The sequence below is a fragment of the Brevundimonas sp. genome (assembly GCF_016742135.1).
Taxonomy (GTDB): domain Bacteria; phylum Pseudomonadota; class Alphaproteobacteria; order Caulobacterales; family Caulobacteraceae; genus Brevundimonas.
In genome coordinates, this window is sequence record NZ_JACVCG010000001.1 from 346,339 (window position 1) to 371,568 (window position 25,230).

Here is a 25,230-nt window from a genome sequence, read left to right on the forward strand (position 1 = left end):
CCACGACTACGCGCGCACTCTTCATCAAATAGCGTTGCGAAAAGAGGGGCAACCCAAGCTGCAAACGAACGCCGCGCGGAGCACCTGGCGTAGCCGTCCCGGTTGCATCTCCCTCCCCCCTGCGCCTATTAGAAAGAGTGTGGGGGGCTTGTATGGCAAGTGAAAAAGTAACCGGCGGCGACCTCGGGTTCGAGGCAGAGCTGTTCAAGGCTGCCGACAAGCTCCGCGGCAATCTGGAGCCGTCCGAGTACAAGCACGTCGCGCTCGGGCTGATCTTCCTGAAGTACATCTCTGAGGCGTTCGAGGCTCAGTACGAGAAGCTGAAGGGCGAGGAGTACGCCGACCCCGAGGATCCCGAGGAATACCTCGCCGCCCACGTCTTCTGGGTGCCGCCTGAGGCGCGTTGGGCCAATCTGCAGGCCAACGCCAAGCGGCCCGAGATCACCTTCACCGACGTCACCACCGGCCGCGAGAAAAAAGGCGACATCGGCGGGCTGATCGACAACGCCATGGAGGCGATCGAGAAGGCCAACATCACCGTCCTGAAGGATGTGCTGCCCAAGATCTACAGCCGGCCCCAGCTGGACAAGACCATGCTGGGGGAACTGGTCGACCTGTTCTCCAACGTCGACATGAAGGTCGGCCACGACGGGGCCCAGGACCTGCTGGGCCGGGCCTATGAGTATTTCATCTCGCAGTTCGCCGGGGCCGAGGGCAAGCGCGGCGGCGAGTTCTTCACGCCGCGGTCGGTGGTGCGCACCATCGTAGAGGTGCTGGAGCCGACCCACGGCCGCGTCTACGATCCGGCCTGCGGCTCCGGCGGCATGTTCGTGCAGTCCGAACGGTTCGTGGAAGACCACCAGGGCAAGCGATCCGACATCGCCATCTATGGCCAGGAGCGCAACCACACGACCTGGCGGCTGTGCAAGATGAACCTGGCCGTGCGCGGCATCGACGCCGACATCGCCTGGAACAACGAGGGTTCGTTCATCCGCGACGCCTTCCCGACGCTGAAGTTCGACTATGCGATGGCCAACCCGCCGTTCAACATCTCGGACTGGTGGCAGCCCAGTCTGGAGGGTGACGCGCGCTGGGTTTACGGCACCCCGCCCAAGGGCAACGCCAACTTCGCCTGGCTTCAGCACATCCTGCACCACCTGGCCCCGCGCGGCACGGCAGGCGTGGTGCTGGCCAACGGCTCGATGTCCTCGCAACAGTCGGGCGAGGGCGAGATCCGCAAGGCGATGATCGAGGGCGACGTGGTCGACTGCATGGTCGCCCTGCCGGGTCAGCTGTTCTACTCGACCCAGATTCCCGCCTGCCTGTGGTTCCTGGCCCGCGACAAGAGCGCCAACGGCCACCGCGACCGGCGCGGCGAAATCCTGTTCATCGACGCCCGCAAGTTGGGCCACATGGTCGATCGCACGCGACGGGAGTTCTCGGCCGAGGACATCGACAGGATCGCCGGCGCCTACCACCGCTGGCGCAACAAGCCGGAGGCTAACGAAGCGCAGGGGCTGGCGCCCTATGCCGACGAGCCAGGCTTCTGCAAGTCGGCGTCGCTGGAGGAGGTGCGCGGCCACGGGCACGTGCTGACGCCAGGGCGGTATGTCGGAGCAGCGGACGAGGAGGGTGACGGCGTGCCGTTTGAGGAGCGGTTCGGGGCGCTCCGGTCGAAGCTGGCGGAGCAGTTCGCCGAGGGGCGGGCACTGGAGGCGAAGATCGCCGCGGCCATACTTGAAGCACAGCCCGATGTATGATCGCCGTGACTTCGCAGGCTGGCGTGAGCGCTCGGTATATGAGCTGGCTCGGTGGAAGAACGGTCTAGCATTCAAGAATATCGACTTCTCGCCGAGCGGCCGCCCGGTAATCAAGATCGCTGAGCTTAAGGCAGGCATCACCCCGCAAACCGCACGGACGTCAGCGACTTACGATCAGTCGGTGTTCGTTAGGGCCGGGGACATGCTGTTCTCTTGGTCGGGCAACCCAGACACTTCCATCGACGTGTTCCGGTGGCGAGGCGAAGATGGCTGGCTCAACCAGCACATCTTCAAGGTCACGCCGGACGAGGGCATCGACGAGGAGTTCTTGTTCTTCGTTCTCCGATGGTTGAAGCCCCGGTTTGCCGAGATCGCCCGGAACAAGCAGACCACCGGGCTAGGTCACGTAACGCTTCAGGACCTGAAGCGCATGGTGGTTGGAGTTCCAGAGCTCGATGAGCAGCGACGGATCACATCTATTGTCTCTCCCTACGAAGACAAGATCGAGCTGAACCGGCGGATGAACGAGACGCTGGAGGCGATGGCCCAGGCGATCTTCCGCGACTGGTTCGTCGACTTCGGCCCCGTGCGCCGCAAGCTGGCCGGCGAGACCGACCCGGTCGCCATCATGGGCGGGCTTTCCGCCGACCCCGCCCGCGCTGCCGAAGTCGCGGGGCTGTTTCCCGCAACCCTTGGCGAAGAAGGCTTGCCCGAGGGCTGGACGGCGGGGGCGGCGGGCGCCCTGATCGAGTTCAATCCAAGGGAACCGCTGAGAAAGGGGGCGGCAGCCCCTTACTCGGACATGTCTTCGCTCCCGACCGTTGGAAGCAACGCGGATTTGCCGATCATGCGCGATTTCGGGTCAGGGATGCGGTTTCGTAACGGGGATGCGCTACTCGCTCGGATCACTCCTTGCCTGGAAAACGGGAAGGCCGCGTTCGTCGATTTCCTGACCGAAGAGTTCCCTGTGGGCTGGGGCTCGACGGAGTTCATCGTGCATCGCGCACGGCCGGGAACGCCGCGGGCATTGCCCTATCTGCTGTGCCGGAACGACGACTATCGCAGTCATGCCATCCAGAGCATGACGGGGACGTCGGGCCGCCAACGTGCCCAAGCCGAAAGCTTGGAGGCGTGGCCAATGGCCATACCCACCGGCCCCGTTCTCGATGCTTTCAGTGCGTTCGTAGATGCATTCTTCGATCGCATCTCTGCGAACGGCCGAGAAAACCGCACCCTCGCCGAAACCCGCGACTACCTGCTGCCCCGTCTGATGTCCGGGCAGGTCCGAGTGGGCGAGTCCGCCAAATTTGCCAGCGAGGTCGCGGCGTGAGTTTGGACAAGAAGACGATCAAGGCCGCCGCCGTCGCCCTTCTCGACGGCCTGGGTGAGGTGCACCCGATGGGTCACCAGGACAGCAAGGCGCGCCGCTATGTGCTTCGCGCCGACGGCGGAACGCCGCTGGAGATCATGTTCGAGCAGGACCCGAAGAGCAGCGCCAATCTGTGGGTGCACGCCAGGGCCGCCGGGTCGCTGGCGACCAAAGGCAAGAACAAGCCGGCCTCGGCGCTCTGGACCAAGATCGGCAAGGACGGCGCCCCGCTCTACGGGCGGCACAGCGCCTTGGAGAAGATGCCCCAGCTCGGCTCGGCCGACCTGATCTGTTTCGTCCCCGAGACGCTGACCGACCTGGGCGCCATCCTCGACCAGGTGCTGTCCGCCTCGGCGGCGCGTATCACAATCTAGAACCGCCAGGGGGGCGGCGCACATGAAGATCTCCACCATCCTCGACAAGATCGACGAGCGACAGCTGTTCGTGCCGGCGTTTCAGCGCGAATACGTCTGGAAGCGCGAACACGCCAAGGAGCTGCTGGACAGTCTGATCAAGGAATATCCCACCGGCACCATGCTGACGTGGGAGACCAACGCGCCGCCGGAGCTGAAGGGCCCCTATCAGTACAACGAGCAGCAGGGCGCGATCCGTCTCCTGCTGGACGGACAGCAGCGCATCACCACCCTGTACATGCTGATCCGCGGGACCCTGCCGCCCTACTACACCCAGGCCGAGATCATCCACGACACCCGCGGCCTGCACGTGAACCTTGAGACCGGCGAACTCGAATACTACTCCAAACTGAAAATGGAGAAGGACCCCCGCTGGCGGAACATCACCGACGTGTTCCAGAAGCGCGTCCGGGCCCGTGACATCCGCGATGAACTGAAGGCGCTCGGCGAAGAGGTGGACGGGGCGCGCGAGGACCGGATCGACGACTGGATCCGCGCGGTGGAGCGCATTTTGGACCGCGACTTCCCCGAGCAAACCATCCCGATCAAGGCCACCCTGCGCGAAGCCATCGACATCTTTTACAAGGTGAACGCCAGCGGCGTGGCCCTGACTGACGCCGAACTCGCCCTGGCCCAAATCTCCGGCTACTGGCCCCAGGCCCGGGACCTGTTCAAGGCCAAGCTCGCCCAGCTGGCGGAGCAGGGCTTCGTCTTCAAGCTGGACTTCATTGTCTATGTTCTGCTCGGCTGCCTGCACCACATGGGCTCCGACATGCGCAAGCTGCATGGGCCCGAAAACGACGAGCGCATTCGTGCGGCGTGGGCGCGGCTGGATGGTCAGGTGCTGGACTATGTCGTCAGCCTGATGCGGTCATCCGCCTATGTGGACCACACGGACGAGATCAACTCCGTCTACGCCCTGATCCCGATCATCGTCTATTGCTACGACAAGGAAGGCGGCCACCTCACCGAGGATGAAATCCGTAAGGTGGTGAAGTGGTTCTACTATTCGCAGATCAGGACCCGCTATATCAGCCAGCTTCCGCAGAAACTGGACCGCGACCTGCGCATGCTGGGGGAGTCCACGAGCCCGTTCGATGACCTGCTGAAGGTGATCGAGGAAGAGCGGCCGCTGCCGATCACGCCGGGCGAGTTCGAGGGGCGCGCCATTGGCCATCCGCTATTCGGTCTGATGCGCTGGTACTTCAAGAGCCGCAACGCGGTCTGCCTGACGACCGGCGTGGCGCTGCGTCAGACGATGGGCAAACGGTACCAGCTCGAGAACGACCACATCTTCCCGTTCTCGCGACTCAAGGCGGCCGGATACGGAAAGGACAACCGGATCAAGTATTCACTGGCCCAGGAGGTCACGAACCGGGCGATCCTGACCCAGGTGGCGAACCGGACCAAGTCCGCCAAGGAGGCCGCGGACTACCTGGCCGAGGTGAAGGCCCGCTCGCCGAACGCCCTCAAGCTGCAAAGCATTCCCGAGGATCCGGAGCTGTGGCGGCTCGAGAACTTCGAGCTATTTCTCGCCGAACGGAGAAAGATGCTCGCCGGTCAGTTGAACGACTTCCTCGAGGGGATCGCGGTCACCGAGGCGACCGCCACGCAGGTCTCGATCGAAGACCTGATCGCCGAAGGAGAGTCTGACGAACTCGAGTTCAAGTCCTCGCTGCGCTGGGATTATCAGCAGGGCACGGTGAATAAGGCTCTGGAGGCCGTCATCATCAAGACGGTGGCGGCGTTCGGGAACAGCCAAGGCGGCACGCTGCTGATCGGCGTGGATGACAACGGTGTTCCGGTGGGTCTTGACCAGGACTACGCTGCCTTGGGCGGCGCGGACTGCGACAAGTACGAACTGCACCTTCGCAACCTTCTGACCAGCGCCTACGGGGCCGCTTTCGTCGCTTCGAAAGTGAAGGTCAACTTCCCGGTCGTCGGCGACACGGAGATCTGCCAAGTGGTGATCTCGCAGGCCTCGAAGCCGCTCGTGACCAAGGTTCTCGACAAGAACGGCCAGCCGTCCGAGAAGTTTTATGTCCGCAACGGAAACGCCTCACGTGAGCTTCCGATGAGCGAGATGCAGGCGTACATGGCCGAACGGTACGCCTGATGTCCGGCGGCTTTTCCGAGGACGTCGTTGAGCAAGCCGGCATCGAGATCCTGAAGGACCTCGGCTGGATCCATCTGCACGGGACCAGCATCGCGCCGGACGGGCCGGCGCCGCAGCGCCTGGCTTTCTCTGACGTCGTGCTCCTGCCGCGGCTCGAGACGGCCCTTGCGAAGCTGAACCCTGATGTGCCGGAAGCGGCGCGCAACGAAGCGATCCGTCAGTTGCTGTCGAGCGAGACCGGGTCCCTGGTCGAGGAGAACCGCCGCATCCATCGGCTGCTGACCGATGGCGTCGGGGTGCAGCATCGGGCCGCGGACGGGCGGATCGTCTCGGAGAAGGTGTGGCTGATCGACTTCGCCGACCCGGACGCCAACGACTGGCTGGCGGTCAATCAATTCACCGTGGTCGAGGGCTCATGGAACCGGCGCCCGGATCTGGTGCTGTTCGTCAACGGCCTGCCGCTGGCGGTGCTGGAGCTGAAGAACGCCGCGGCCGAGAACGCCACCACCACCGACGCCTTCAATCAGCTGCAGACCTACATGGCGCAGGTCCCGAGCCTGTTCCGCACGAATGCGGTGCTGGTCGCGTCTGACGGCGTCGAGGCGCGGATCGGGTCGCTCACCGCGGACTTCGAGCGGTTCATGCCGTGGCGCACGATCACCGGCGCGGACGACGATTTCACGCACAAGGGCTCGCCCGAGCTGGAGACTCTTCTGCGCGGGGTGTTCGAACGCGAGCATTTCCTGGCCCTGATCCGCGACTTCACGGTCTTTGGCGACGGCGACCGCGGGCCCTTCAAGATCATCGGGGGCTATCACCAGTTCCACGGCGCGCGCAAAGCGCTGGCCGAGGCCGTCGCCGCTACCCGTCCTGACGGCGACCGGAAGATCGGGGTGATCTGGCACACCCAGGGCTCAGGCAAGAGCCTGCTGATGGCTTTCTTCGCCGGCCTCGTGGTCAGGGCGCCAGCGCTCGAGAACCCGACCATGGTCGTGCTGACCGACCGAAACGACCTGGACGACCAGCTCTATTCGACCTTCGGCCTGTGCCGCGACCTTATTCGCCAGACGCCCGAACAGGCGGACAGCCGAGATGATCTCAAGGACCTGCTGAGCCGGATGTCCGGCGGCGTCATCTTCACCACGCTGCAGAAGTTCGCGCCTGAACGCGGCGAGGAGCGGTTTCCGGAGCTGACGGATCGCCGCAACGTGATCGTCATGGCCGACGAGGCGCACCGCAGCCAGTACGGCTTCGACTCCAAACTGAACCGCGAAACCGGCGAGCGCCGCTACGGCTACGCCCACTATGTCCGGCAGGCGATGCCGAACGCCTCCTTCATCGGCTTCACCGGCACGCCTATCGAGGCCGACGACGTCAATACGCCCGCGGTGTTCGGCGACTACATTGACGTCTATGACATCAGCCGCGCCGTCGAGGACGGCGCCACCGTGCCGATCTACTACGAGAGCCGACTGGCCCGCATCGAACTGGACGAGGACGAGAAGCCCAAGATCGATGCCGAGATCGAGGCGCTGGTCGCCGATGAGACCCTGACCGAGGCCGAGAAGGCAAAGGCCAAGTGGTCGACGGTGGAGGCGCTGGTCGGCTCCAGCAAGCGCCTCAAGCAGATCGCCGCCGATCTGGTGAAGCACCTCGAGGCCCGCATCGATGCTCTCGACGGCAAGGCGATGGCCGTCTGCATGAGCCGCCGGATTTGCGTGAGCCTCTACAACGAGATCGTGGCGCTGCGGCCCGACTGGCACGCGGATGATGACGCCTCGGGCGCAGTGAAGATCGTCATGACCGGCTCGGCGTCCGACCCGCTCGCCTGGCAGAAGCACATCGGCAACAAGGCGCGGCGGGACCTGCTGGCCAGGCGCGCCCGCGATCCGGCTGACCCGCTCCGATTGGTGATCGTCCGCGACATGTGGCTGACCGGCTTCGACGCGCCGTGCATGAACACCATGTACGTTGACAAGCCGATGCGCGGACACGGGCTGATGCAGGCCATCGCCCGCGTCAACCGTGTGTTCCGCGACAAGCCCGGCGGTCTGGTCGTCGACTACATCGGCATCGCGCAAAACCTGAAGTCGGCGCTCGGTCAGTACACCCAGGCGGACCGGGACAAGACAGGCATCAACGAGGAAGAGGCGGTCGCGGTCCTGATGGAGCGCTACGAGGTGGTGCGCGGCATCTTCCATGGCTTTGACTACGAACCCGGGGTTTCCGGCTCGCCGACACAACGGCTGGCCTGTCTGGCGGGCGCCATCGACTGGGTGCTCAAGTGGTCAGAGGCGGAAGCCGCCAAGGTCGCGTCCCTCGAGGCGAAGAAGCAGGCTCACCGCCAGTTCCACGATCTGGTTCTGGGTTTGGGCAAAGCCTTCGCTCTGGCGTCCGCCAGCGACGCCGCGCGCGAAATCAGGGACGAGGTCGGGTTCTTCCAGGCCATTCGCGCCGCGCTGGCCAAGAGCTCGGCCAAGGGCGGCCTGAGCGCCGCCGAGAAGACCTTCGCCGTCCAGCAGTTGATTGACCGGTCGATCGCGTCCGCGGAGATCATCGACATCTTGCAAGCCGCCGGTTTGCAGACGCCGGACATCTCGATCCTGTCGGACGAGTTCCTGCTCGAGGTGGCGGGCATGGAGAAGAAGAACCTCGCCCTGGAGGCGCTGAAAAAACTCTTGGCGGGCGAGATCAAGAGCCGGTCACGCACCAACGTCGTGGAGAGCAAGGCCTTCAGCCAACGTCTTGAGACGGCGGTCGCGCGCTATCATGCGGGGGCCGTGTCGGCCTTGGAGATGATCCAGGAACTGATTGGCCTCGCGCAGGATCTGAAGGCCGCGTACGCCCGGGGAGAAGAAACCGGACTGTCCCAAGAAGAGCTCGCCTTCTACGACGCGCTTGCCGAACACCAGAAGGCAGTCGATGTGCTGGGTAGCGAGCAGCTGCGGATCATTGCGCACGAGTTGGTCGAACAGCTCCGCGGCAACGTCACCGTCGACTGGCACCACCGCGAGAGCGCCAGGGCTAGCATGCGCATTTTAGTCAAGCGCATCCTCAGACGGTTCGGCTATCCGCCGGACCTGTCTGATCTGGCTGTGCAGACCGTCCTGGCCCAAGCTGAAACGCTCTTACGGGCCGCTTGATCGCCCCGTCGCCGCGCCCGCCGGGGGCGGGGGTGAACCCCCCAGCCCCGCCCCCGGCGGACCTTCGGTCACCCAGAACAGTCGAATTGTTCATGGATTCAGCCGGTTAGGTGAAAATCTCATCTGAGTCACCTTTCAAGCGTAGCGTGACTCAACGCCCGACGCGCCGATTTCCCTCGCAAAATCAACGCGCAATCCGAGTCACGATTATGGGCATCTCCGCCGGACCCCGCCGAAGGCGTGAGTCACGATTATGGGTCCGCCCTGTGCCAGATCGGCACACCCGCCCGTGAGTCACGGTTCGGGGGCAGCGTGACTCGCCTGAGTCATGATTATGTGAATGTCGAATAATTACAGGGTACTAAGTGAGGCCTTCGGCCAGATTTTTTTGGGCCCACCTCCGCCGATTTTTGAGGATGGGCCTCTGAGTAGCGAATCCACCTTCGTGACTCAGATGCGGCGGGGCAGGCTCTTGTCTCGGGCCGACACGACCGAGAGTAGCCAGAAGACTCTCGAAGAATTTCGGTCTGTGTCGACGGGCCTGCGTGCGTTCTCTGGAGAGGTGGAGCCCGCAGGCGCCCGACCGATGCCATGGCCGGCCGCGTGACGAGAATGTCGTCTAGTTCGGCTCGTCGTCGTTGGGGCCGACGGAGTCTTCCTCGCCGCCCCTGCGGCTGCGCCGGCGCTCCCCCTTGAACGACGCTCCGAGCGCCAGGCGGGCGCCTGGCCCGCAGGTGTCGTCGCCAGGGACAAACACGACCCCGCGCTCGGTGAAATAGCGCAGTAACAGACGAGCGTTGGCCCGAGTGGTCGGTGACAGCTCGTTGGTCCCCTCGGCCCGCTTGATGGTGTTGGGGACCAAGCCCGTCTGCTCAGATACCTCGAGGACCGAGACATTCAACAGCCCTCGGGCCGCCCGCAATTGGGCGCCGGTCGGGTGATCCGGGTCAATGTGCTTGTTGCGCCTCAAAATTAAATTTGACTCTTACGACCAACTGCGAATTCGTTAGGCAATATATGCCTTATCGGAGTTGACCATGTTGTCCCTCTCGCCGCAATGCCCCGTCCACGGCCGGACCCTCCACCGCGAGACCTGCCGCGCCTGCAACGCCGCGTACATGCGCGGCTACCTTCAGGACCGTCGCCGTCGCCGTCCGGCGCGCGAAATCTGGGAACGCGCCCGCAAGCGCGCCCGGCGGCTGAACCTGACCTTCAACCTCCCGCGTGACTCGATCGTGATCCCCCCGTCGTGCCCCGTGCTCGGGCTGCCCTTGCAGACCGGGGGCAAGCGGAGCGAGCGTTCCCCTTCCCTCGACCGTATCCGCCCGCAGGACGGCTACGTGGTCGGCAACGTCCGCGTCGTCAGCGACCGCGCCAACCGCCTGAAGGGGGCCCTCGATCTCCCGCGTCTGGAAGCGCGGGCGGCTGCGGCGCGCGGCGTCCGCCGGCAGGAGTATGACCGCCTGGTCGAGTATGTCCGGCGCGAGACGCTGCTGTCCGAGGTGCGCGCCAAGGCTGCGCTCGGCGGGCGCACGGGGCAGGAGTGGGACAAGATCGCCCGCTTCCTGGAGAAGGCGTTCGTCCGCGCCGATTGGGCCCGCTGACGCAAAACATTCCTTTACAGTCAAAGGGTTAACAGAACTCAGGGCTTGCGCCGGACGGTGCTGTGGGGTAGGGTGACCTCGACGACGATGGGGTGACTACCCCGCCCGGCGCCCGCCGGGCGGGGAACCTTTTGGAATGTCGTCGATGACTGACCGCAATGATCGTGATGCTGGTGAGCGCCGGGCCGCCGAACCGGCCAGCCGCCCCGCCCACTTTCCGGACTGGCTCGGGCCGGACACGCCCCTGACGTTTGCGAACGCCGCCCGGTTTGCCTTCCCTGACGGTTCGGTCTCCGCCGCGGCCCTGAAGGGGATGGCCGACCGGGGGCTGCTCACCACCGAGGCCGTCGGCCGCAGCCGCAAGACGACGCTCAACTACATCCAGGAAATGAGAGAACGGTGCCGCCGCCCCGCAAACCCCCACGCCTCCTCCTCCGTCGCCGCGCAGGTCGTCCGCCCGTCTACGTCATCCTCGACCACGGACTTGAAGTCAGCACAGGCTGCGGCCCTGATCGCCAGCGAGAGGCGGAGGAAGCGCTCGCGCGCTACCTAGCGGCCAAGCACGAACCCGACTTCAGCGACCACGACCCCCGGAAGGTCGCGGTCGCCGACTGCCTGATCTACTACCTCGACAACTTAGCCGAAGATCACCGGGGGCCGGAGGCTACCCACGTCATGTGGCTGGCCGAGTTCTTCGGTGAGATGACCTGTCACCAGATCAACGCCGAAACCTCGAAGGCCTATGTGAAGGCGCGGACGACAGGGGAGGTCGGCCGCCAGCCAGTGGCGGTGTCGACGGCCAAGCGTGAACTGGACACGCTCGGCGCCGCGCTCAACTACACCCATCGGGCGGGCAAGCTGGACCGGCCGATCCCCGTCCTGAAGCCCGACTACGCGGCGCCGGAGGCCCGCTGGCTGACCAAACCCGAAGTCCAGCGGCTGCTCCGGGGCGCTCTGGGATATGAGCCCACCGGCCTCGATGGCGCCGGCCGCGGGACTGGGTGGCGGCGCGTAACGGCCCCCAACTACCACGTGGCCCGGTTCATTCTGATCGCCCTGCACACCGCGACTCGCAGCGCGGCGGTTCTCGCCCTGCGTTGGGAGCCGAGCGCCTACGCCGGCTGGGTCGACCTCGCCGCAGGTCGCATCTACCGAAAAGGCCTGATGGAGCGAGACACCCGAAAGGCCCGCCCGCCCTGTCCGATCCCGGACGCCCTCCTGCCGCATCTGCGCCGCTGGCGGCGGATCACGGCGGTGGGCCCTTGTGAATACAAGGGCGAAACGATCCAGCGCGTCAGGCGGGGCTTCGACTCGGCCCGGGTTCTGGCCAAGCTAGGCGAGGAGGTAACCCCTCACACGCTCAAACACACCTGCATCACCTGGCTCTTGCAGGCCGGCGTTCAGCCTTGGGAGGTCGCCGGTTTCACCGGCACGAGCGAGAAGACCATCCGCGAAGTCTACGGCCACCACTGCCCCGACCACATGGAGAACGCCCGCAAGGCCCTAAGCCGGCGGCGCAGCGCCTAGCTCGTCGAGGACGGAAACGCTTCGCCCCGAGCGGCCCGCTCCTCACCATCGCCGTCATCGCCGCCGTCGTCGCGCGCGGCGTTTCTGCCGACGAGGGCGGCGCGCTCGGTGATGTCATGCACGACGGCGTCCAGGAAGGCGCCGCCGCCAGCGGGCATGGCGGCGACCGCCTCGGCGGCCGGGCCGATCTCGCGCTGGATGCGGCCGGTCAGGGAAATCACCCGCCGCACGGTCGCGGCCGGGGCCAGGCCGCAGGCCTCGGCCATGCGGCGCCAGTGGCGGGCCTGGATGTGGCGGCCGCGGACCTGACCGCCGACGGCTTGGGCGTGGTTCTGGGTGATGCTCGGCCAGGGTAGGCCGCTCATCAGGTCGTAGAGCGGGGCCAAGGCGGCGCCGTCCGCGGTCAGCAGGATCGAGTAGTTCTTGGCGTGAGAGTCGACGTTGCCGATGGCGATGTTGAAGATCACCGCGTCCAGCAGCCGGGTGATGTCGACCGCGGTCATGTGCCGGCGGACCAGGGTGAACATGTCGGCCAGCGAGGGCCCGCGCACGCTGGTCTGGTTACGCTCGTATTTGGCGCCCGGCGGCAGGCCGAGCGCCTGGCAGAAATCCTCCTGGTGCAGGCGCGTGGCGGCGGGCGCCTGGCCTGCCCGGTCGTAGCGGTCGACGAGCAGGTAGGTCCGGTCGCCGGTCCGACCCGTCGTGACTGGAGCCGCAGGCAGCCGGCACCGCGCCGCGAGCACCATGCACAGCGCTTCGTTCTGGACGCTGCCGGTCAGGCGCGGGTTGTCGGGCTTGAGGATGTGGGTCGACGGCGCACCGTCCAGCGGAATGGCGATCTGACCATCGAGCAGGGCGACCGGCAGCTTGTCCTGGGCGCCCGCCAGACTCATGGTCACGCCCTCGTCTCCGGCGAGGAAGGGCTTGCGCGGCAACTCTCCGATGATCCGCTCAAGATCCTCGGCGTTCGCGGGACGGTAGTCGCCATGCGCCTCACGGGGGCCGCCGACGCGCAGGGCGCCAGCGAGGTCGCCCCCCGTGGCCGCGATCAGGCCGAGCACGTCCTCCTGGGCGACACCAAGCGCGCGCTGCATGGCGCGCATCGGCTCACCCTCGGGCAGGAGGTTCATCAGCCAGGGAACGACCACCTCGGGCGGCCAGGCCGTCTGGTCCATCGGCATGGACAGCGAGACCGGAAAGGCGTCGGGTGAGGCGCGCCAAGCCTCCTCGTAGGCCAGAGTCGGCCCCGCCGGCGACGGCGTGACCTCGGCCACCGGCCTGTCCCGATGGAACAGCGTCGGCATCAGCGACGCCCCGCCGTGTTCTCCAGCCGGATGCCGACCGCCTTGGCGGCTGCGAGCGCCTTGCCGAGTTGGGCGGTGGCCTTGCCCGCCTCCAGTTCGACGATGAAGCGCTCGCCCGTTCCGATCGCCAGGGCGAGGTCGCGCTGGGTCAGGCCGAGAGCCCTACGAGCATCGGCGACCTGCCGGCCGAAATCCTCTGCGGTGACGATCATGCGCGTTCTTCCCGAGCGGGAAGATTGCCCTACAGGGCCGTGTCGGTCAAGGTCGATCTTCCCGAGCGGGAAGATCGCGGTCTGCAATGCACGGAAAACAGCGGAATCTTCCCGATCGGGCAGATTCATCGTTTCATGGGCCAATCATGGGCAGGCCCTCGTCGCGAGGGCTTGCTGGCCAGCGAAGTCATTGAAAAGAATGGTGGACGCGACAGGGATTGAACCTGTGACCCCTACGATGTCAACGTAGTGCTCTCCCGCTGAGCTACGCGTCCGCCGTGACGGCCCTAGGGCATCCCCGGGGCGGGAAGGCGCGCGGTATAACCCGCCTCGCCTCGAAACTGCAAGCGCTAAGCGGCGATCATCTTCTCGACCTCGCCGACCAGGTCGCGCAGGTGCACCGGTTTGGACAGCACCTTGGCCTGGGGGGTGCTCTGGGCGGCGGTCAGGGCCACGGCGGCAAAGCCGGTGATGAACATGATGCGCAGGCCCGGCTGGCGGGCGGCGGCCACGCGCGCCACCTCTATGCCGTCGGCCCCCGGCATGACGATATCGGTCAGCAACAGGTCATAGGGCCCGTGCTCCAGCGCATCGATGGCGTCATCGCCATTTTCACAATCGACGACCTCATGACCGGCCCGCTCCAGCGCCCGGGTCAGAAAGCCGCGCAGCGATCCATCGTCTTCCGCCAGAAGAATGCGTGCCATCAAAGGGTCCCCAGGGCCGTCAGTCCGATCGGCCGTTTGCCTCACCTGCGGAAAAGGTTAAGGCGACAAGCGTAAACCGGCCATGAAAATCATTGATCCCTGTCCACAGGGATTCGACAGGGCCAGAGGGAGAGGGGGTATGACGGGCGAAGACGGGGATGCATCGGCCGGGGCTCCGTTTCGCCTGCTTTCCCCCGTCGGGGATGCCGCCAGCCCGCTGGTGTTCGCCTCGCCGCATTCGGGCCGCCTCTATCCGGCGTCGGCCGGGTTTGATCCCGACCTGGCCGACGTGTCGCTGCGCAGCGCCGAGGATGCCCTGGTCGACCGGCTGATCGAGGGCGCGCCCGGGCAGGGGATACCGGTGCTGCTGGCCACCCACGGCCGCGCCTGGCTGGACCTGAACCGGGCGCCGGATGACCTCGACCCCGGCCTGATCCATGACCTTCCGGCGGGGGCCGGGGGCGGGCCGAGGGCCGGGGCCGGCTATGGGGTCGTGCCCCGCCTGACCGGTGACGGTCGGCCCCTTTACCGCGAGCGGTTGAGCCTTGCGGAGGTCACCCGCCGGATCGCGACGGTCCATACCCCCTATCACGCGGCGCTGGATGTCCTGATGGAACAGGCCCGCGCCCGCCACGGCGTGGCCGTGCTGATCGACTGGCACTCCATGCCTGGCCCGCGCGCCAGTCCGCCGGCACGGCGACCGCTGCCGGGCTTTCCGCAGATCGTTCTCGGCGACCGGCACGGCGCCTCCTGCGCCACGGCCCTGACGCGCCGCGTCTCGGCCCTGCTGGGGGCAGAGGGGCTGAAGGTCGCCCTGAACCAGCCCTATGCCGGCGGCTGGACGACTGAACGCCGGGGACGCCCGGGCGAAGGCTTTCACGCCCTGCAGATCGAACTGTCGCGCACCCTGTATCTGGACGAGGCCCGCATCGAGCCGGGGCCCGGCTGGGCCCGCTGCCAGGGCGTCGTCAACCGCCTGATCGATACCCTGGCGCGTGAGGCCATCGGTCTCGTCTCCTGATCCACCGGACAGAAAAAATGCCGCGCCCGGGGGCGCGGCATGAAAGTCTATAGGGAGGAAACGCCCAGGAAGGGCAAGACGCCCGAAGGCGTCAAGGTCAAGTTAGGTTGCGGTGCACAATCCGTCAAGCGGCTATTTTTCACCCGCTGTCACGGATTGTAACGGGAGAACGGCAATTTTCACCGATGTAACCGTTTCAAAGTCAAAAAATACCCCGTTAACGGCTGCAACTGCTCACTCTCAGCGCCCCGACGGGGTCTTCCCGGAATCCGATTCCAGCACCGCCCTCACCTTGCGGATCGCCCGCGCCGCCGGCGAGCCTTCCTGCCGCCAGATCAATAGGGAAAAGGCCGCCACCACCCCGACACTCAGCCACAGCGGCCCCATCAGCCAGGCCGCGGCCGCCAGGGCGAAATAGTAGGCCCGCACCCCCTGGCTGAAGGAGGCCAGGGCCGGATTGATCAGATCGCCCGCTGCCCGGCCAAGCGCCTCCCGATCCAGAGCCCCGTCGTCCTCGCCCACTGATCCAATCACCGCCAGGGTGTAGTTGAGCTGGCGAATCGCCCAGATGAAATCCAGCAGTCCCCGCACCAGACAGATCAGGATCAGCGCCAGCTTGGCTTCCAGCAGCGGCAGGGACACGGCTTCGGCCCCGACGACGGCAAAGCCGCGCAGCGCGGCCTCTCCCCCGAACAATATGCCCGCCACCGCCGCGATCAGCAGCAGATTGGTCGAGGCAAAGAACGATGCGGTATTGATGGAATGGCCCATCAGCTGGCTGTCGACCAGCCGGATTTCCCGCCGGGTCATGGCCGACATCCACACGCGTCGGACCAGCTGCATGTCCTGATTCAGGGTGCCGACCGACCGCGACAGCACGCGCAAGACCGGCTCATAGCCCAGCCAGCACAGGGTAAAGAGCGCCACGGCAGCCCAGTCGAGCGGAGTCATAGGCAACGCCTCATGAAGAATGCCCTTGCCGCCCGATGCGTCGGGCCTTGCGCGGAACGCTTGCTACTGGTGCCGGGTTTGCCTATCACGCGCGCCTCCCCGTTTCGCAAGTGCACAATAGACCCGTCATGAACATCGATGCCATCCCCGTCGGACCCAATCCCCCCTGGGACCTGAACGTCATCATCGAAATCCCGCAAGGGGGCCTGCCGGTCAAATATGAGATGGACAAGGCCTCGGGTGCCCTGTTCGTCGACCGCTTCCTGCATACGGCCATGTATTATCCGGCCAATTACGGGTTCGTGCCCCACACCCTGTCGGCGGATGGCGACCCCTGCGATGTCATGGTGCTGAACCCGACGCCGGTGGTGCCGGGCTGCGTCATCCGCTCGCGCCCGATCGGCGTGCTCATCATGGAAGACGAAAAGGGCATGGACGAAAAGATCCTGGCCGTGCCGGTCGACGCCCTGCATCCTTATTACACCGACGTCGCCAGCTACCGTCAGCTGCCGGCCATCATGATCGACCAGATCCAGCACTTCTTCACCCGCTACAAGGACCTGGAGAAGAACAAGGAAACCACGGTCAAGCGCTGGGGCGACGCCGGCGAGGCCGCCGAACTCATCGCCCAGGGCATCCGCGCCCACCAGGACAAGCTGAAAGCCGACCAGAAGGGCTGACGCCCCGTCGGTCCCGAGGTCCCGTCATCCTCCGACTTGATCGGAGGATCGGTCCGGGCAGACCGTTAACCGTTTCGGACGTCCCCGATCCTCGGGTCGAGCCCGAGGATGACGCCGGACTGAGGGCGGTGACCATGATGGCCACCGCCCAAAAAACCAACGCTTTCAACGCCCCCGCCCTCTCGCGCACCGTTCTGACCGACCGGGCCCGCGCCTGATCCATACTGTCCGGTTGCCAGGACCGCCGTGCGGGAGAGCGAAATCAGACCATTCAGACGGTTCAGACGGTTCAGACGGTGTCTATTCCTCCCCCATCGGGGGAGGGGGACCGCAGCGCGCAGCGCTGGGGTGGTGGGGGCAGAGCTGGCACTGGCCGTAAGCGCGCCTGTTTCCACCGCCGCTGGCCCCCTCCACCATCCTTCGGATGGTCCCCCTCCCCCGATGGGGGAGGACCCACTTCAGACCATTCAGACCATTCAGACGGTGTTTTCTCACCGTCTCAATTCCCCGCCCCTTTCCCCCGCGCCCTGCCGGGGCTAGGTCAGGGTCATGCCGCCGGACACACCGACCGAGACCTTCAAGCGCGCCCTCGCCCATGCGGCGCGGGCCCTCGCCGAACAGGACGAGCTTGAGGTCGTGTTCGCCTCGGACGGGCCGCGTCTGTCGAACGGGGTCCTGACCCTGCCGCACCCGCCGCGCGACCCCTCCGGCCCCGAGAGCGCTTCGCTGCGCGGACAGGCGGACCGGCTGGCCCTGCGGCTGGCCAACCACGACGACAGCCTGCACCGGACCCTGACCCCCGTCGACAGTCGCGCCGCCGAGGTGTTCGAGGCCGCCGAACAGGCCCGGGTCGAGGCTGTGGGCGGTCGCGCCCTTGCGGGGGTTCGCGCCAATCTCGAGGCCGCCCTCGTCACCCGCATGGAGCGCAGCGGCCTTGTCCGCGTGACCCAGGCCGATCAGGTGCCGCTGGATCAGGCCGTGGGCCTGCTGCTGGCCGAACGGCTCGGCGAACGCCCCCTGCCGAAAGTGGCGGCCGCCACCCTCGATCTGGTGCGCGATGACCTGATCGAGCGGGCCGGTCCGGCGCTCGACCGGCTGGTCGCCACCCTCGACGATCAGCAGGCCTACGGCCGCGAGATGCAGGCGGTGCTGAAGGCCCTCGATCTCGATCCCGGCAACGGTCAGGCGGACGAGGCCGACGACAGCGAGGGCGAGGACGAGGCTCAGGACGATGCCCCCTCCGAGACCGAGGACGACAGCGACGACCCCGACACCGGCGACAGCGAGGACAACTCCCCCGAGGGCCGTAGCGAGGACTCCGGCTCCGAAGGCGAGCGCGACAGCCGTCCGGACGGCACGCCCGCCGAGGCCGACGGGCAGGAGTCGGATCAGGCGTCGGATACCGAGGAAGGCATGCGCCCCGGTCGCACCGAAGGCGAGGGGGGGCATGACCCCTCCGTCTATCGCGCCTTCACCACCGCCTTTGACGAGGTCATCGCCGCCGAGGAGCTGTGCGACCCGGTCGAGCTGGACCGCCTGCGTGCCCTGCTGGACCAGCAGCTGATCCAGCTGTCCAGTGTCGTCGCTCGCCTGGCCAACAAGCTGCAGCGCCGCCTGCTGGCGCAACAGAACCGCAGCTGGATGTTCGATCTTGAGGAGGGCGTTCTGGACACCGCCCGCCTGACGCGCGTCATCACCGACCCGACCGCGCCCCTGTCGTTCAAGGCCGAGAGCGAAAGCCCGTTCCGCGACACGGTCGTCACCTTGCTGATCGACAACTCCGGCTCGATGCGCGGACGGCCGATCATGGTCGCCGCCGTCTGTGCCGACATTCTCGCTCGCACGCTGGAACGGTGCGGGGTCAAGGTCGAGATCCTCGGCTTCACCACCCGTGCCTGGAAGGGCGGCCAGCCGCGCGAGGCCTGGATCACCGCCGGCCGCCCCGCCAACCCCGGGCGGCTGAACGAGCTGCGCCACATCATCTACAAGACCGCCGACGCCCCCTGGCGCCGGTCCAAGCGCAATCTGGGCCTGATGATGCGCGAGGGCCTGCTCAAGGAGAACATCGACGGCGAGGCGTTGGCGTGGGCGCACGAGCGCATGCTGGCCCGCCCCGAGGCGCGCCGCATCCTGATGGTCATCTCGGACGGCGCGCCCGTCGATGACACCACCCAGACCGCCAATCCGGTCCACTATCTGGAACGCCACCTGCGCCAGGTGATCGGCATGATCGAGGCCGGGTCCGACGTCGAACTGCTGGCCATCGGCATCGGCCACGACGTGACCCGCTTCTACCGCCGCGCCCTGATGATCACCGACGTCGACCAGCTGGCCGGCGCCATGATCGAGAAACTGGCCGAACTGTTCGACGCCAAACCCAGGACGGAGCGCTCAGGCCGACGGCTCAGGCGCGCGGCCTAGATCCGCTCGCTGACCTTGATGGCGGCGCGGCAGCCGGCCTTGATCACCGAGGACAGCAGGCGATAGCCGGGCGCGTCGCGGCTGCCGTGTTCGACGGCGTGGTCGTGGTGGGCCATTTCCTCGGCCCGGAACTGCGCCAGCTCGCGGGCCAGCTCTGGCTCGCGGTCGGCCAGTTCGGCGATCTGGTCGGCATAGTGCTGCTCGATCACCGATTCCACCGCCTCGGTGCAGGCATGGGCCGCCTTCTCACCGAGCAGGGCGGTGCCCGCGCCCAGCACGCCGGCGGCCAGATGCCACAGGGGCAGGGCGGCGGTGGGCGCGACGCGGTTCTGGTTCAGCAGGGCCTCGAACCGCGACAGATGCACCTGTTCGTGGCCCTCCATTTCGGTCAGGTCCTCGCTGATCGGAGACTTGCCCTTCCGCCCTTCAAAGACGGCGCGCTGGGCGCGGTAGATCTGGACGGCCGCATATTCGCCCGCGTGGTCGACCCGCAGGATCTCGGCCATCCGCGCCCGGTTCATCCCCGCACCGGGCCGGGGCAGGGGAATGGCGCGCGACCCTTTGCGGCCCGTGATCTCCGGGTCGTTCAGCGGGTCGGCGGAGGGGTCAGCCTCTGGGGGCACGGGCATCCTTCGGGCGCTTGGCGGCCAGCAGGCTGAAGATCGCCAGCGCCGCTGCAATCAGGGTGTTCCAGCCTGCCATGGACAGGCCGAGAAAGCGCCATGTCACGGCGTCGCACGCCACGATCGGCTCGACCTCGGCGGTGCCCATGGCCAGGGCCGCCAGCCGCTCCAGGTTGATCTCGCCCGCCCCGCCCGAGCACAGGGCCGGCAGCTCCCACCAGCCGATCTCGCCCCCGGCATGGAAGCCGGCCGTGATCGCTCCGGTCAGGAAGACGATGAACAGCAGGAAGGCGGCGATACGGGGCGTTCCCCGGCTGGCCCGGCTGACCAGGGCCCACAGGCTGGCGGTCAGGGCGATGGCCACCGCCACCCAGTAGACCTCGCGCTGCTTGAGACACAGGTTGCACGGGGCCAGTCCGCCGAACCGCTCAAAGGCGTGGGCGGCGGCAAGGAGGCTCAGGGACGCCGCGAGGGCAAACACCGTCCACCAGCGGGTCAGGACACGATAGGCCGACATCATGCTGCGATGCTTAGCGCGGTCCTGCGGGAACGTCGATCCATCATCGTCGGCGGCTGGACCTGACACGTCGGGATGCTAGACGGGGGGCATGACCACCGTACCCGCACCGCTCCCGCCGTCCTCGGAACAGGACGACGTCCGCCAGAATCTGGCCCGCCTGCTGCGGCGACTGGCCGATGACGGGGCAGAGGACGGCCTGACCCTGCACGAGATCCGCGACAGGCTGGACGAGCGGGCCTACGGCCTGCTGATCCTGATCCTCGCCATCCCCTGTCTGGTGCCGGGCCTCTACGGCGTGCCCCAGGTCGTTGGCGTCGTCATCGTCATCCTGGCGGCCCAGTTGCTGGTCGGGCGCGAGGAACCCTGGCTGCCGCAGTGGGTGCTGAGACTGCGGGCCCGGGCCAGCTGGCTGAAGGCCATGGCCGACTTCGCCGAGCAGCGGCTGGGCTGGATCGACCGCTTCTCCCGCCCCCGGCTGTCGGCCTTCGCCTCGGGCGCGGGCGAAAAGCTGGCGGCCCTGTTCATGATCCTGGCGACCCTGACCATCGTCCTGCCCATGACCAACACCATCCCCTCGGTGGCGCTGTCGCTGCTGGCCGTCGGCCTGATCCAGAGGGACGGCCTGTTCGTCATCGGCGGGGCGATGATCGCGACCGCGTGGATCAGCCTGCTGGCCACGCTCGGGGTCGCCTTCCTGCTGGGCGCCGACTGGGCCCTGCGGCTGGTCACGGACCACCTTCCAGAGCTCGGCTGACCGGCCCTCGCCACAAGGTGAAGCCGCTTCGCTTGGCTTGAGCGGTCCGGATGACTAGGTTCCGGCCACAAAGGCGGCCGCGCGTGCCGCCGTGAACCCTTCAGGATCAGGAGACGCGACCATGGATGACGCGACCCAAAACCCCACGGCCCGGCAGATCAATGCCGAGAACCCGCTGGGCGTCGACGGCTTCGAATTCGTCGAGTTCACCGGCCCCGAGCCGAAAGCCATGGTCGCGCGGCTGGAGCTGATGGGCTTCACCCAGACCCATGTGAACCCGGAAAACGACGTGGTCCGGCTGAAGCAGGGCGACATCACCCTGCTGGTCAACCGCAGCCCCAAGGGACAGGCGGGCGAGTTCGCCACCGAGCACGGCCCGTCGGCCAACGGCATGGCCTTCCGGGTGAATGATGCCAAAGCCGCTTACGAAGGCGCCGTGGCGCGCGGTGCCAGGCCCGCCGAGGGCCATCACGGCGGCGCCCTTGGCAAGGGCTATCCCTATATTCTTCAGGGCATCGGCGGGTCGCTGCTCTACCTCATTGATCAGTACGGCGAGGCGGGCTCGCTCTATGACGGCTGGGACGAGATCGAGGGCTGGGAAGAGGCCGAGCGCAAGAACAGTGTCGGCCTGTTCAGCCTCGACCATCTGACTCACAACGTCCGTCGCGGTCAGATGCGTACCTGGTCGGGCTTCTACGGCGATGTCTTCGCCTTCGAGGAGCAGAAATATTTCAACATCAAGGGCAAGGCGACCGGCCTGCTGTCCCAGGCCATGATCGCTCCCGACCGCGCCATCCGTATCCCCCTGAACGAGAGCCAGGACGACAACTCCCAGATCGAGGAGTTCCTGAAGCGCTACAACGGCGAGGGTATCCAGCACATCGCCCTGGCCACCGACAACATCTTCGAGACGGTAGAGGAGATGAAGCGTCGCGGCATTCCCTTCCAGGACACGATCGAGACCTATTTCGACCTGATCGACAAACGCCTGCCCAACCACGGCGAGGACGTGGCCCGCATGCGCGAGAACCGCATCCTGATCGACGGCTCGGACGAGGACGGCATCCTGCTGCAGATCTTCACCCAGGACACCTTTGGTCCGATCTTCTTCGAGATCATCCAGCGCAAGGGCAACCAGGCCTTCGGCGAGGGTAATTTCCAGGCCCTGTTCGACTCCATCGAGCTGGATCAGATCCGGCGCGGCGTCATCAAGGTCGATGCCTAAGCCGCCGGCCTGGGTCCCGTTCACGGGACCGGTCACGGCGGGGGTGACGGCGGGGCTGGCCGCGCCGCACCTCGGCTTCTGGCCGCTGGTGGTCGCCGCCACCCTGATGGGGCTGGTGCCGGTGGTGGGCTATCAACTGTGGAAACGGGCGCATCACGAGCGATGACGCCCAGTGGGGGAGGCGGATCATGAAGACCTGGCTTGCGGCGGTTGCGACCGCTTTGATTGTAACGCTGGCTTCGCCGGCCCTCGCCCAGGACGGCCGCGGATGGTCGCTGGCCATTCACGGCGGGGCCGGGGTGATCGAACGGGGCAGCCTGACCCCCGAGCAGGACGCGGCCTATCGCGCGGCGCTGGACAGCGCGCTTCAGGTCGGGGCCGAGGTGCTGGAAGGCGGCGGCTCGGCGCTGGATGCGGTCGAGGCCGTCATCCAGGTGCTGGAGGATGATCCCCTGTTCAACGCCGGGCGTGGGGCGGTCTTCACCGCCGACGGTCGGATCGAGCATGACGCCGCCATCATGGACGGCACGACGCTGGACGCCGGGGCGGTCGCCGGCCTGACCCGCACCCGCCATCCGATCAGCGCCGCGCGTGCGGTGATGGAGGACTCACCGCACGTCTTCCTGATCGGTCAGGGGGCCGAGACCTTTGCCCGTGATCAGGGACTGGAAGAGGTCGAGCCCGCCTACTTCTTCACCGAACGGCGCTGGCGCGGGCTGGTGCGTCAGCTGGAGCGCGAGGGCCTGCCCGTGCCCGCCCGTCCCGAAGGCGCGCCGGCTGAAGGTGCCATGGCCACGGTCACTCCGCCGCTCGACGAGCGCAAATTCGGCACGGTCGGCGTGGTTGCGCTGGACCGTGAGGGACGGCTGGCGGCCGGCACCTCGACCGGCGGCATGTCCGGCAAGCGCTGGGGCCGGGTCGGCGATGTGCCCGTAATCGGCGCCGGCACCTATGCCTCCAACGCCGAGGGCTGTGCGGTATCTGCCACCGGCTCGGGCGAATATTTCATCCGGGCCACGGTGGCGCGGGATATCTGTGCCCGGATCGCTTTCGGTGCGGCCCATCCCCAGCTGGCCGCCGCCGATCTCGAACAGCGCAGGGCCTGGTGCGAAACCCGAGCCGCCGAAGGCGATATCTGCCTGGTGTCCCAGCTGCTGCCGGGCATCGCCGAGGCCCGGGCCGAGATCGCCGAGGTCGGCGCGCTGGGCGGCGAGGGCGGCGTGATCGTCATGACCCGCGCGGGCCGGGTGATCTTCGCCATGAACACCTCCGGCATGTACCGGGGCCGGGTGGCTGAGGGCGAGGAGCGCCGGGTCGCCATCTATGCCGATGAGGAAGACTGAACCGTGAGCACGCGCGACCATCCGAATGTGGCGGTGCCGCCGCCGGTCATCTATTTCGCCTTCCTGGGTCTCGGCTGGGCGCTGGATCGCTATGGCGTGCAGATCGGCCTGCCCCCGTCGGACGAGATGGGGTTTGGCCTGACGACCGAGGTGCGGCGCGGGGTAGCGCTGGCCTTGATCCTCGGCGGCCTGTTGCTGGACGGCATGGCGGCGGGCCTGTTCCGGCGGCTGGGCACGGCGGTCGAACCGTGGAAGCCCTCGACCGTGCTGGCGACCGAGGGCCCGTACCGCTTCAGCCGCAATCCGATCTACGTCGGGTTCGCCATCACCTATGCCGGTCTGGCCATAGCCATGGACTCACCCGCGGCGCTGGCCATGCTGATCCCCTGCCTGCTGGTCGTCGACCGGTTCGTCATCCAGAAGGAGGAAGCCTATCTGGCGGCGAAATTCGGGTCCGACTATGCCGCCTATCGCAACCGGGTGAGGCGCTGGTTGTGAGCGATCATCGACCCGACGACCTGTCCGCGCTGGCCATCGAGGAACTGGACGCCGCCTGCGCCCTCAGCTGGGCGGAGATGAAGCGCATCACCCCCTGGGGCGACACCTATGGCGGCCTGACCGCCGGCGGCCTCGAGGTCGAGGTCGAGCGCCGCTACATCTGGGCGCACCAGCCCGAGGGCAGTATCGCCATCGAGGTCGAGGTGCGGCTGCCGGGCACGCGACAGGGCGCCGAGGCCCGGGCGGTGGTCGAGCCGGATCGCTGATCCGCGTCGTTAACCTTTCCCGTTGCCAACCGGGCGGACCCTGCCATCATGGCCCGGGCTGAGGGAGGGATCGTGGCCGTGTATCCGACTGAATTTCAGGCACCGGACGCCTATGAGGCCGTGGACTCGCCCCTGTTCCTGGGTCTGGAACCGCTGTTCCTCGCCGCGTTGGTCGCGCTCGGGGCGCTGCTTTTCTTTCTGGGCTGGATGGTTCGTAACGCCCAGACGCGCCGCGATCCCGATGCCGCCGGCAGCATCTGGAAGGCCGTCGACGATGCGCTCAAGGCCGCCATGAAGGCCGATGGCGGCTCCCTCGTCGGCAAGGCCGAGGATGTGGAGCGCGTCATCCGCAAGCGGCTGGGAGCCACCCTGTCCATCGCCAATGGCCTCAATCCGGGCCTCGCCAGCCTGAAGGCCGCCCTGGCGGGTCAGCGGCATGTGCCCCATGCCCACGCCGAAACGCACGACGATCACGATGACCCGGGCCACGACAAGCCGGCCGACGACGGCCCTGCGACCGAATCCTCGTCCTCGACATCCGTCACCCAGATCACGGTCATCAACGGAGTCCGCGAAAGGGGGCAAGGCGGCGGGCCCGGAGGCGGGGGAGGCGGTCATGGTGGCCACGACCACGGCGGCTCTCTGTCGCCGCGAGAACGGGACCATGCCATCCGTGCCGCCATTGCGGACCTGAACGACTGGTGGCGGGACAAGGACGCGCGGATCCGCGAGATGCGGGCCGCCTACAGCGAACTGTCGGCAGACTGAGGTTT

At 66.8% G+C, this 25,230-nt stretch carries 26 protein-coding genes and 1 tRNA gene; 19 read left to right on the forward strand and 8 right to left on the reverse strand.

All coding sequences use genetic code 11. From position 1 onward, the window contains the following. Positions 1–152 precede the first annotated feature (152 nt). Genes IBJ06_RS01705 through IBJ06_RS01725 form a run of 5 tightly spaced genes read left to right on the forward strand, consistent with a single transcriptional unit; the run spans position 153 to position 8,801 of the window. Complete coding sequence (locus tag IBJ06_RS01705; protein WP_292156791.1) at positions 153–1,760, forward strand: class I SAM-dependent DNA methyltransferase; 1,608 nt, start codon at positions 153–155, stop codon at positions 1,758–1,760. Next, positions 1,753–3,090 carry a restriction endonuclease subunit S gene (locus IBJ06_RS01710; protein ID WP_292156792.1) on the forward strand — a complete coding sequence of 446 codons (1,338 nt, stop codon included), beginning with the start codon at positions 1,753–1,755 and terminating at the stop codon, positions 3,088–3,090. The genes IBJ06_RS01705 and IBJ06_RS01710 overlap by 8 nt, the downstream gene beginning before the upstream one ends. Continuing rightward, positions 3,087–3,503, forward strand: coding sequence for a hypothetical protein (locus IBJ06_RS01715; RefSeq protein WP_292156793.1), 417 nt, complete (start codon positions 3,087–3,089; stop codon positions 3,501–3,503). The genes IBJ06_RS01710 and IBJ06_RS01715 overlap by 4 nt, the downstream gene beginning before the upstream one ends. A gap of 22 nt (positions 3,504–3,525) precedes the next feature. Beyond that, positions 3,526–5,658: a DUF262 domain-containing protein gene (locus IBJ06_RS01720; RefSeq protein ID WP_292156794.1), complete on the forward strand. Its 2,133-nt coding sequence runs from the start codon at positions 3,526–3,528 to the stop codon at positions 5,656–5,658. Further along, on the forward strand, positions 5,658–8,801 hold the full coding sequence (locus IBJ06_RS01725; protein WP_292156795.1) for a type I restriction endonuclease subunit R: 3,144 nt from the start codon (positions 5,658–5,660) through the stop codon (positions 8,799–8,801). Before IBJ06_RS01720 ends, IBJ06_RS01725 begins: the two co-directional genes overlap by 1 nt. Before the next feature lie 619 nt (positions 8,802–9,420). Here the strand turns inward: IBJ06_RS01725 and IBJ06_RS01730 are convergent. Then, a complete protein-coding gene (locus IBJ06_RS01730) occupies positions 9,421–9,771 on the reverse strand; it encodes an XRE family transcriptional regulator (RefSeq protein WP_292156796.1) in 351 nt (116 codons plus the stop codon). A gap of 67 nt (positions 9,772–9,838) precedes the next feature. Here IBJ06_RS01730 and IBJ06_RS01735 point away from each other — a divergent pair, with 67 nt between their 5' ends. The 3 genes from IBJ06_RS01735 (at position 9,839) to IBJ06_RS01745 (ending at position 11,932) form a co-directional block, all read left to right on the forward strand. Next, a complete protein-coding gene (locus tag IBJ06_RS01735) occupies positions 9,839–10,405 on the forward strand; it encodes a hypothetical protein (RefSeq protein WP_292156797.1) in 567 nt (188 codons plus the stop codon). Between the two features lie 145 nt (positions 10,406–10,550). After that, on the forward strand, positions 10,551–10,958 hold the full coding sequence (locus tag IBJ06_RS01740) for a hypothetical protein (RefSeq protein WP_292156798.1): 408 nt from the start codon (positions 10,551–10,553) through the stop codon (positions 10,956–10,958). Between the two features lie 122 nt (positions 10,959–11,080). Beyond that, on the forward strand, positions 11,081–11,932 hold the full coding sequence (locus IBJ06_RS01745) for a site-specific integrase (RefSeq protein WP_292156799.1): 852 nt from the start codon (positions 11,081–11,083) through the stop codon (positions 11,930–11,932). Here the strand turns inward: IBJ06_RS01745 and IBJ06_RS01750 are convergent. After that, positions 11,929–13,236, reverse strand: coding sequence for a type II toxin-antitoxin system HipA family toxin (locus tag IBJ06_RS01750; protein ID WP_292156800.1), 1,308 nt, complete (start codon positions 13,234–13,236; stop codon positions 11,929–11,931). The genes IBJ06_RS01745 and IBJ06_RS01750 overlap by 4 nt on opposite strands. Continuing rightward, positions 13,236–13,448 (reverse strand): helix-turn-helix domain-containing protein, encoded by a 213-nt coding sequence (locus IBJ06_RS01755; RefSeq protein WP_292156801.1) that lies wholly within the window; start codon positions 13,446–13,448, stop codon positions 13,236–13,238. The genes IBJ06_RS01750 and IBJ06_RS01755 overlap by 1 nt, the downstream gene beginning before the upstream one ends. Before the next feature lie 39 nt (positions 13,449–13,487). On the opposite strand from IBJ06_RS01755, the gene IBJ06_RS01760 reads away from it, so the two are divergent. Next, positions 13,488–13,670: a hypothetical protein gene (locus IBJ06_RS01760; RefSeq protein ID WP_292156802.1), complete on the forward strand. Its 183-nt coding sequence runs from the start codon at positions 13,488–13,490 to the stop codon at positions 13,668–13,670. Here the strand turns inward: IBJ06_RS01760 and IBJ06_RS01765 are convergent. Beyond that, positions 13,649–13,723, reverse strand: a tRNA-Val gene (locus IBJ06_RS01765). The two genes, IBJ06_RS01760 and IBJ06_RS01765, sit on opposite strands and share 22 nt — an antisense overlap. Positions 13,724–13,798: 75 nt before the next feature. After that, complete coding sequence (gene cpdR, locus IBJ06_RS01770; RefSeq protein ID WP_292156803.1) at positions 13,799–14,155, reverse strand: cell cycle two-component system response regulator CpdR; 357 nt, start codon at positions 14,153–14,155, stop codon at positions 13,799–13,801. A 139-nt stretch (positions 14,156–14,294) separates the two neighbouring features. Between cpdR and IBJ06_RS01775 the strand changes: the two genes are divergently transcribed. Beyond that, positions 14,295–15,176, forward strand: a complete 882-nt coding sequence (locus IBJ06_RS01775) for an N-formylglutamate amidohydrolase (protein WP_292156804.1) — start codon at positions 14,295–14,297, stop codon at positions 15,174–15,176. A gap of 240 nt (positions 15,177–15,416) precedes the next feature. Here the strand turns inward: IBJ06_RS01775 and IBJ06_RS01780 are convergent, their stop codons facing one another. Further along, complete coding sequence (locus IBJ06_RS01780) at positions 15,417–16,127, reverse strand: DUF599 family protein (protein ID WP_292156805.1); 711 nt, start codon at positions 16,125–16,127, stop codon at positions 15,417–15,419. 128 nt (positions 16,128–16,255) lie between these two features. Between IBJ06_RS01780 and ppa the strand changes: the two genes are divergently transcribed. Then, the gene (ppa, locus tag IBJ06_RS01785; RefSeq protein ID WP_292156806.1) at positions 16,256–16,807 is read left to right on the forward strand and encodes an inorganic diphosphatase; all 552 of its coding nucleotides are present in this window, start codon (positions 16,256–16,258) and stop codon (positions 16,805–16,807) included. 549 nt (positions 16,808–17,356) lie between these two features. Then, on the forward strand, positions 17,357–19,228 hold the full coding sequence (cobT, locus tag IBJ06_RS01790; RefSeq protein WP_292156807.1) for a cobaltochelatase subunit CobT: 1,872 nt from the start codon (positions 17,357–17,359) through the stop codon (positions 19,226–19,228). Here cobT and IBJ06_RS01795 read toward each other — a convergent pair. Both IBJ06_RS01795 and IBJ06_RS01800 read right to left on the reverse strand, forming a co-directional pair. Next, positions 19,225–19,749, reverse strand: coding sequence for a demethoxyubiquinone hydroxylase family protein (locus IBJ06_RS01795; RefSeq protein WP_292157267.1), 525 nt, complete (start codon positions 19,747–19,749; stop codon positions 19,225–19,227). The two genes, cobT and IBJ06_RS01795, sit on opposite strands and share 4 nt — an antisense overlap. An 85-nt stretch (positions 19,750–19,834) precedes the next feature. Further along, positions 19,835–20,368 (reverse strand): disulfide bond formation protein B, encoded by a 534-nt coding sequence (locus IBJ06_RS01800; RefSeq protein ID WP_365811750.1) that lies wholly within the window; start codon positions 20,366–20,368, stop codon positions 19,835–19,837. A gap of 91 nt (positions 20,369–20,459) precedes the next feature. Here IBJ06_RS01800 and IBJ06_RS01805 point away from each other — a divergent pair, with 91 nt between their 5' ends. From IBJ06_RS01805 to IBJ06_RS01835, 7 genes are all read left to right on the forward strand, one after another. Further along, positions 20,460–21,125 (forward strand): exopolysaccharide biosynthesis protein, encoded by a 666-nt coding sequence (locus tag IBJ06_RS01805; RefSeq protein WP_292156809.1) that lies wholly within the window; start codon positions 20,460–20,462, stop codon positions 21,123–21,125. Positions 21,126–21,246: 121 nt separating this feature from the next. Continuing rightward, positions 21,247–22,350: a 4-hydroxyphenylpyruvate dioxygenase gene (hppD, locus tag IBJ06_RS01810; protein WP_292156810.1), complete on the forward strand. Its 1,104-nt coding sequence runs from the start codon at positions 21,247–21,249 to the stop codon at positions 22,348–22,350. Beyond that, positions 22,343–22,516, forward strand: a complete 174-nt coding sequence (locus tag IBJ06_RS01815) for a hypothetical protein (protein WP_292156811.1) — start codon at positions 22,343–22,345, stop codon at positions 22,514–22,516. The genes hppD and IBJ06_RS01815 overlap by 8 nt, the downstream gene beginning before the upstream one ends. 22 nt (positions 22,517–22,538) lie before the next feature. Then, positions 22,539–23,693 carry an isoaspartyl peptidase/L-asparaginase gene (locus IBJ06_RS01820; protein WP_292156812.1) on the forward strand — a complete coding sequence of 385 codons (1,155 nt, stop codon included), beginning with the start codon at positions 22,539–22,541 and terminating at the stop codon, positions 23,691–23,693. 3 nt (positions 23,694–23,696) lie between these two features. After that, complete coding sequence (locus IBJ06_RS01825) at positions 23,697–24,191, forward strand: isoprenylcysteine carboxylmethyltransferase family protein (RefSeq protein ID WP_292156813.1); 495 nt, start codon at positions 23,697–23,699, stop codon at positions 24,189–24,191. Further along, positions 24,188–24,457, forward strand: coding sequence for a hypothetical protein (locus IBJ06_RS01830; protein ID WP_292156814.1), 270 nt, complete (start codon positions 24,188–24,190; stop codon positions 24,455–24,457). The genes IBJ06_RS01825 and IBJ06_RS01830 overlap by 4 nt, the downstream gene beginning before the upstream one ends. A 48-nt stretch (positions 24,458–24,505) precedes the next feature. Continuing rightward, complete coding sequence (locus IBJ06_RS01835) at positions 24,506–25,225, forward strand: hypothetical protein (RefSeq protein WP_292156815.1); 720 nt, start codon at positions 24,506–24,508, stop codon at positions 25,223–25,225. Positions 25,226–25,230: the final 5 nt, after the last annotated feature.

What these genes read in the sequence shown, in the direction of transcription:
- ppa (WP_292156806.1), top strand. Translation starts at nt 16,256, where the DNA reads ATGAACATCGATGCCATCCCCGTCGGACCCAATCCCCCCTGGGACCTG.
- IBJ06_RS01815 (WP_292156811.1), top strand. Translation starts at nt 22,343, where the DNA reads ATGCCTAAGCCGCCGGCCTGGGTCCCGTTCACGGGACCGGTCACGGCG.
- IBJ06_RS01755 (WP_292156801.1), bottom strand. Translation starts at nt 13,448, where the DNA reads ATGATCGTCACCGCAGAGGATTTCGGCCGGCAGGTCGCCGATGCTCGT.
- IBJ06_RS01740 (WP_292156798.1), top strand. Translation starts at nt 10,551, where the DNA reads ATGACTGACCGCAATGATCGTGATGCTGGTGAGCGCCGGGCCGCCGAA.
- IBJ06_RS01775 (WP_292156804.1), top strand. Translation starts at nt 14,295, where the DNA reads ATGACGGGCGAAGACGGGGATGCATCGGCCGGGGCTCCGTTTCGCCTG.
- IBJ06_RS01800 (WP_365811750.1), bottom strand. Translation starts at nt 20,368, where the DNA reads ATGTCGGCCTATCGTGTCCTGACCCGCTGGTGGACGGTGTTTGCCCTC.
- cobT (WP_292156807.1), top strand. Translation starts at nt 17,357, where the DNA reads ATGCCGCCGGACACACCGACCGAGACCTTCAAGCGCGCCCTCGCCCAT.
- IBJ06_RS01705 (WP_292156791.1), top strand. Translation starts at nt 153, where the DNA reads ATGGCAAGTGAAAAAGTAACCGGCGGCGACCTCGGGTTCGAGGCAGAG.
- IBJ06_RS01820 (WP_292156812.1), top strand. Translation starts at nt 22,539, where the DNA reads ATGAAGACCTGGCTTGCGGCGGTTGCGACCGCTTTGATTGTAACGCTG.
- IBJ06_RS01835 (WP_292156815.1), top strand. Translation starts at nt 24,506, where the DNA reads ATGGCCCGGGCTGAGGGAGGGATCGTGGCCGTGTATCCGACTGAATTT.
- IBJ06_RS01780 (WP_292156805.1), bottom strand. Translation starts at nt 16,127, where the DNA reads ATGACTCCGCTCGACTGGGCTGCCGTGGCGCTCTTTACCCTGTGCTGG.
- IBJ06_RS01745 (WP_292156799.1), top strand. Translation starts at nt 11,081, where the DNA reads ATGTGGCTGGCCGAGTTCTTCGGTGAGATGACCTGTCACCAGATCAAC.
- IBJ06_RS01750 (WP_292156800.1), bottom strand. Translation starts at nt 13,236, where the DNA reads ATGCCGACGCTGTTCCATCGGGACAGGCCGGTGGCCGAGGTCACGCCG.
- IBJ06_RS01710 (WP_292156792.1), top strand. Translation starts at nt 1,753, where the DNA reads ATGTATGATCGCCGTGACTTCGCAGGCTGGCGTGAGCGCTCGGTATAT.
- IBJ06_RS01795 (WP_292157267.1), bottom strand. Translation starts at nt 19,749, where the DNA reads ATGAACCGGGCGCGGATGGCCGAGATCCTGCGGGTCGACCACGCGGGC.
- IBJ06_RS01805 (WP_292156809.1), top strand. Translation starts at nt 20,460, where the DNA reads ATGACCACCGTACCCGCACCGCTCCCGCCGTCCTCGGAACAGGACGAC.
- hppD (WP_292156810.1), top strand. Translation starts at nt 21,247, where the DNA reads ATGGATGACGCGACCCAAAACCCCACGGCCCGGCAGATCAATGCCGAG.
- cpdR (WP_292156803.1), bottom strand. Translation starts at nt 14,155, where the DNA reads ATGGCACGCATTCTTCTGGCGGAAGACGATGGATCGCTGCGCGGCTTT.
- IBJ06_RS01725 (WP_292156795.1), top strand. Translation starts at nt 5,658, where the DNA reads ATGTCCGGCGGCTTTTCCGAGGACGTCGTTGAGCAAGCCGGCATCGAG.
- IBJ06_RS01720 (WP_292156794.1), top strand. Translation starts at nt 3,526, where the DNA reads ATGAAGATCTCCACCATCCTCGACAAGATCGACGAGCGACAGCTGTTC.
- IBJ06_RS01735 (WP_292156797.1), top strand. Translation starts at nt 9,839, where the DNA reads ATGTTGTCCCTCTCGCCGCAATGCCCCGTCCACGGCCGGACCCTCCAC.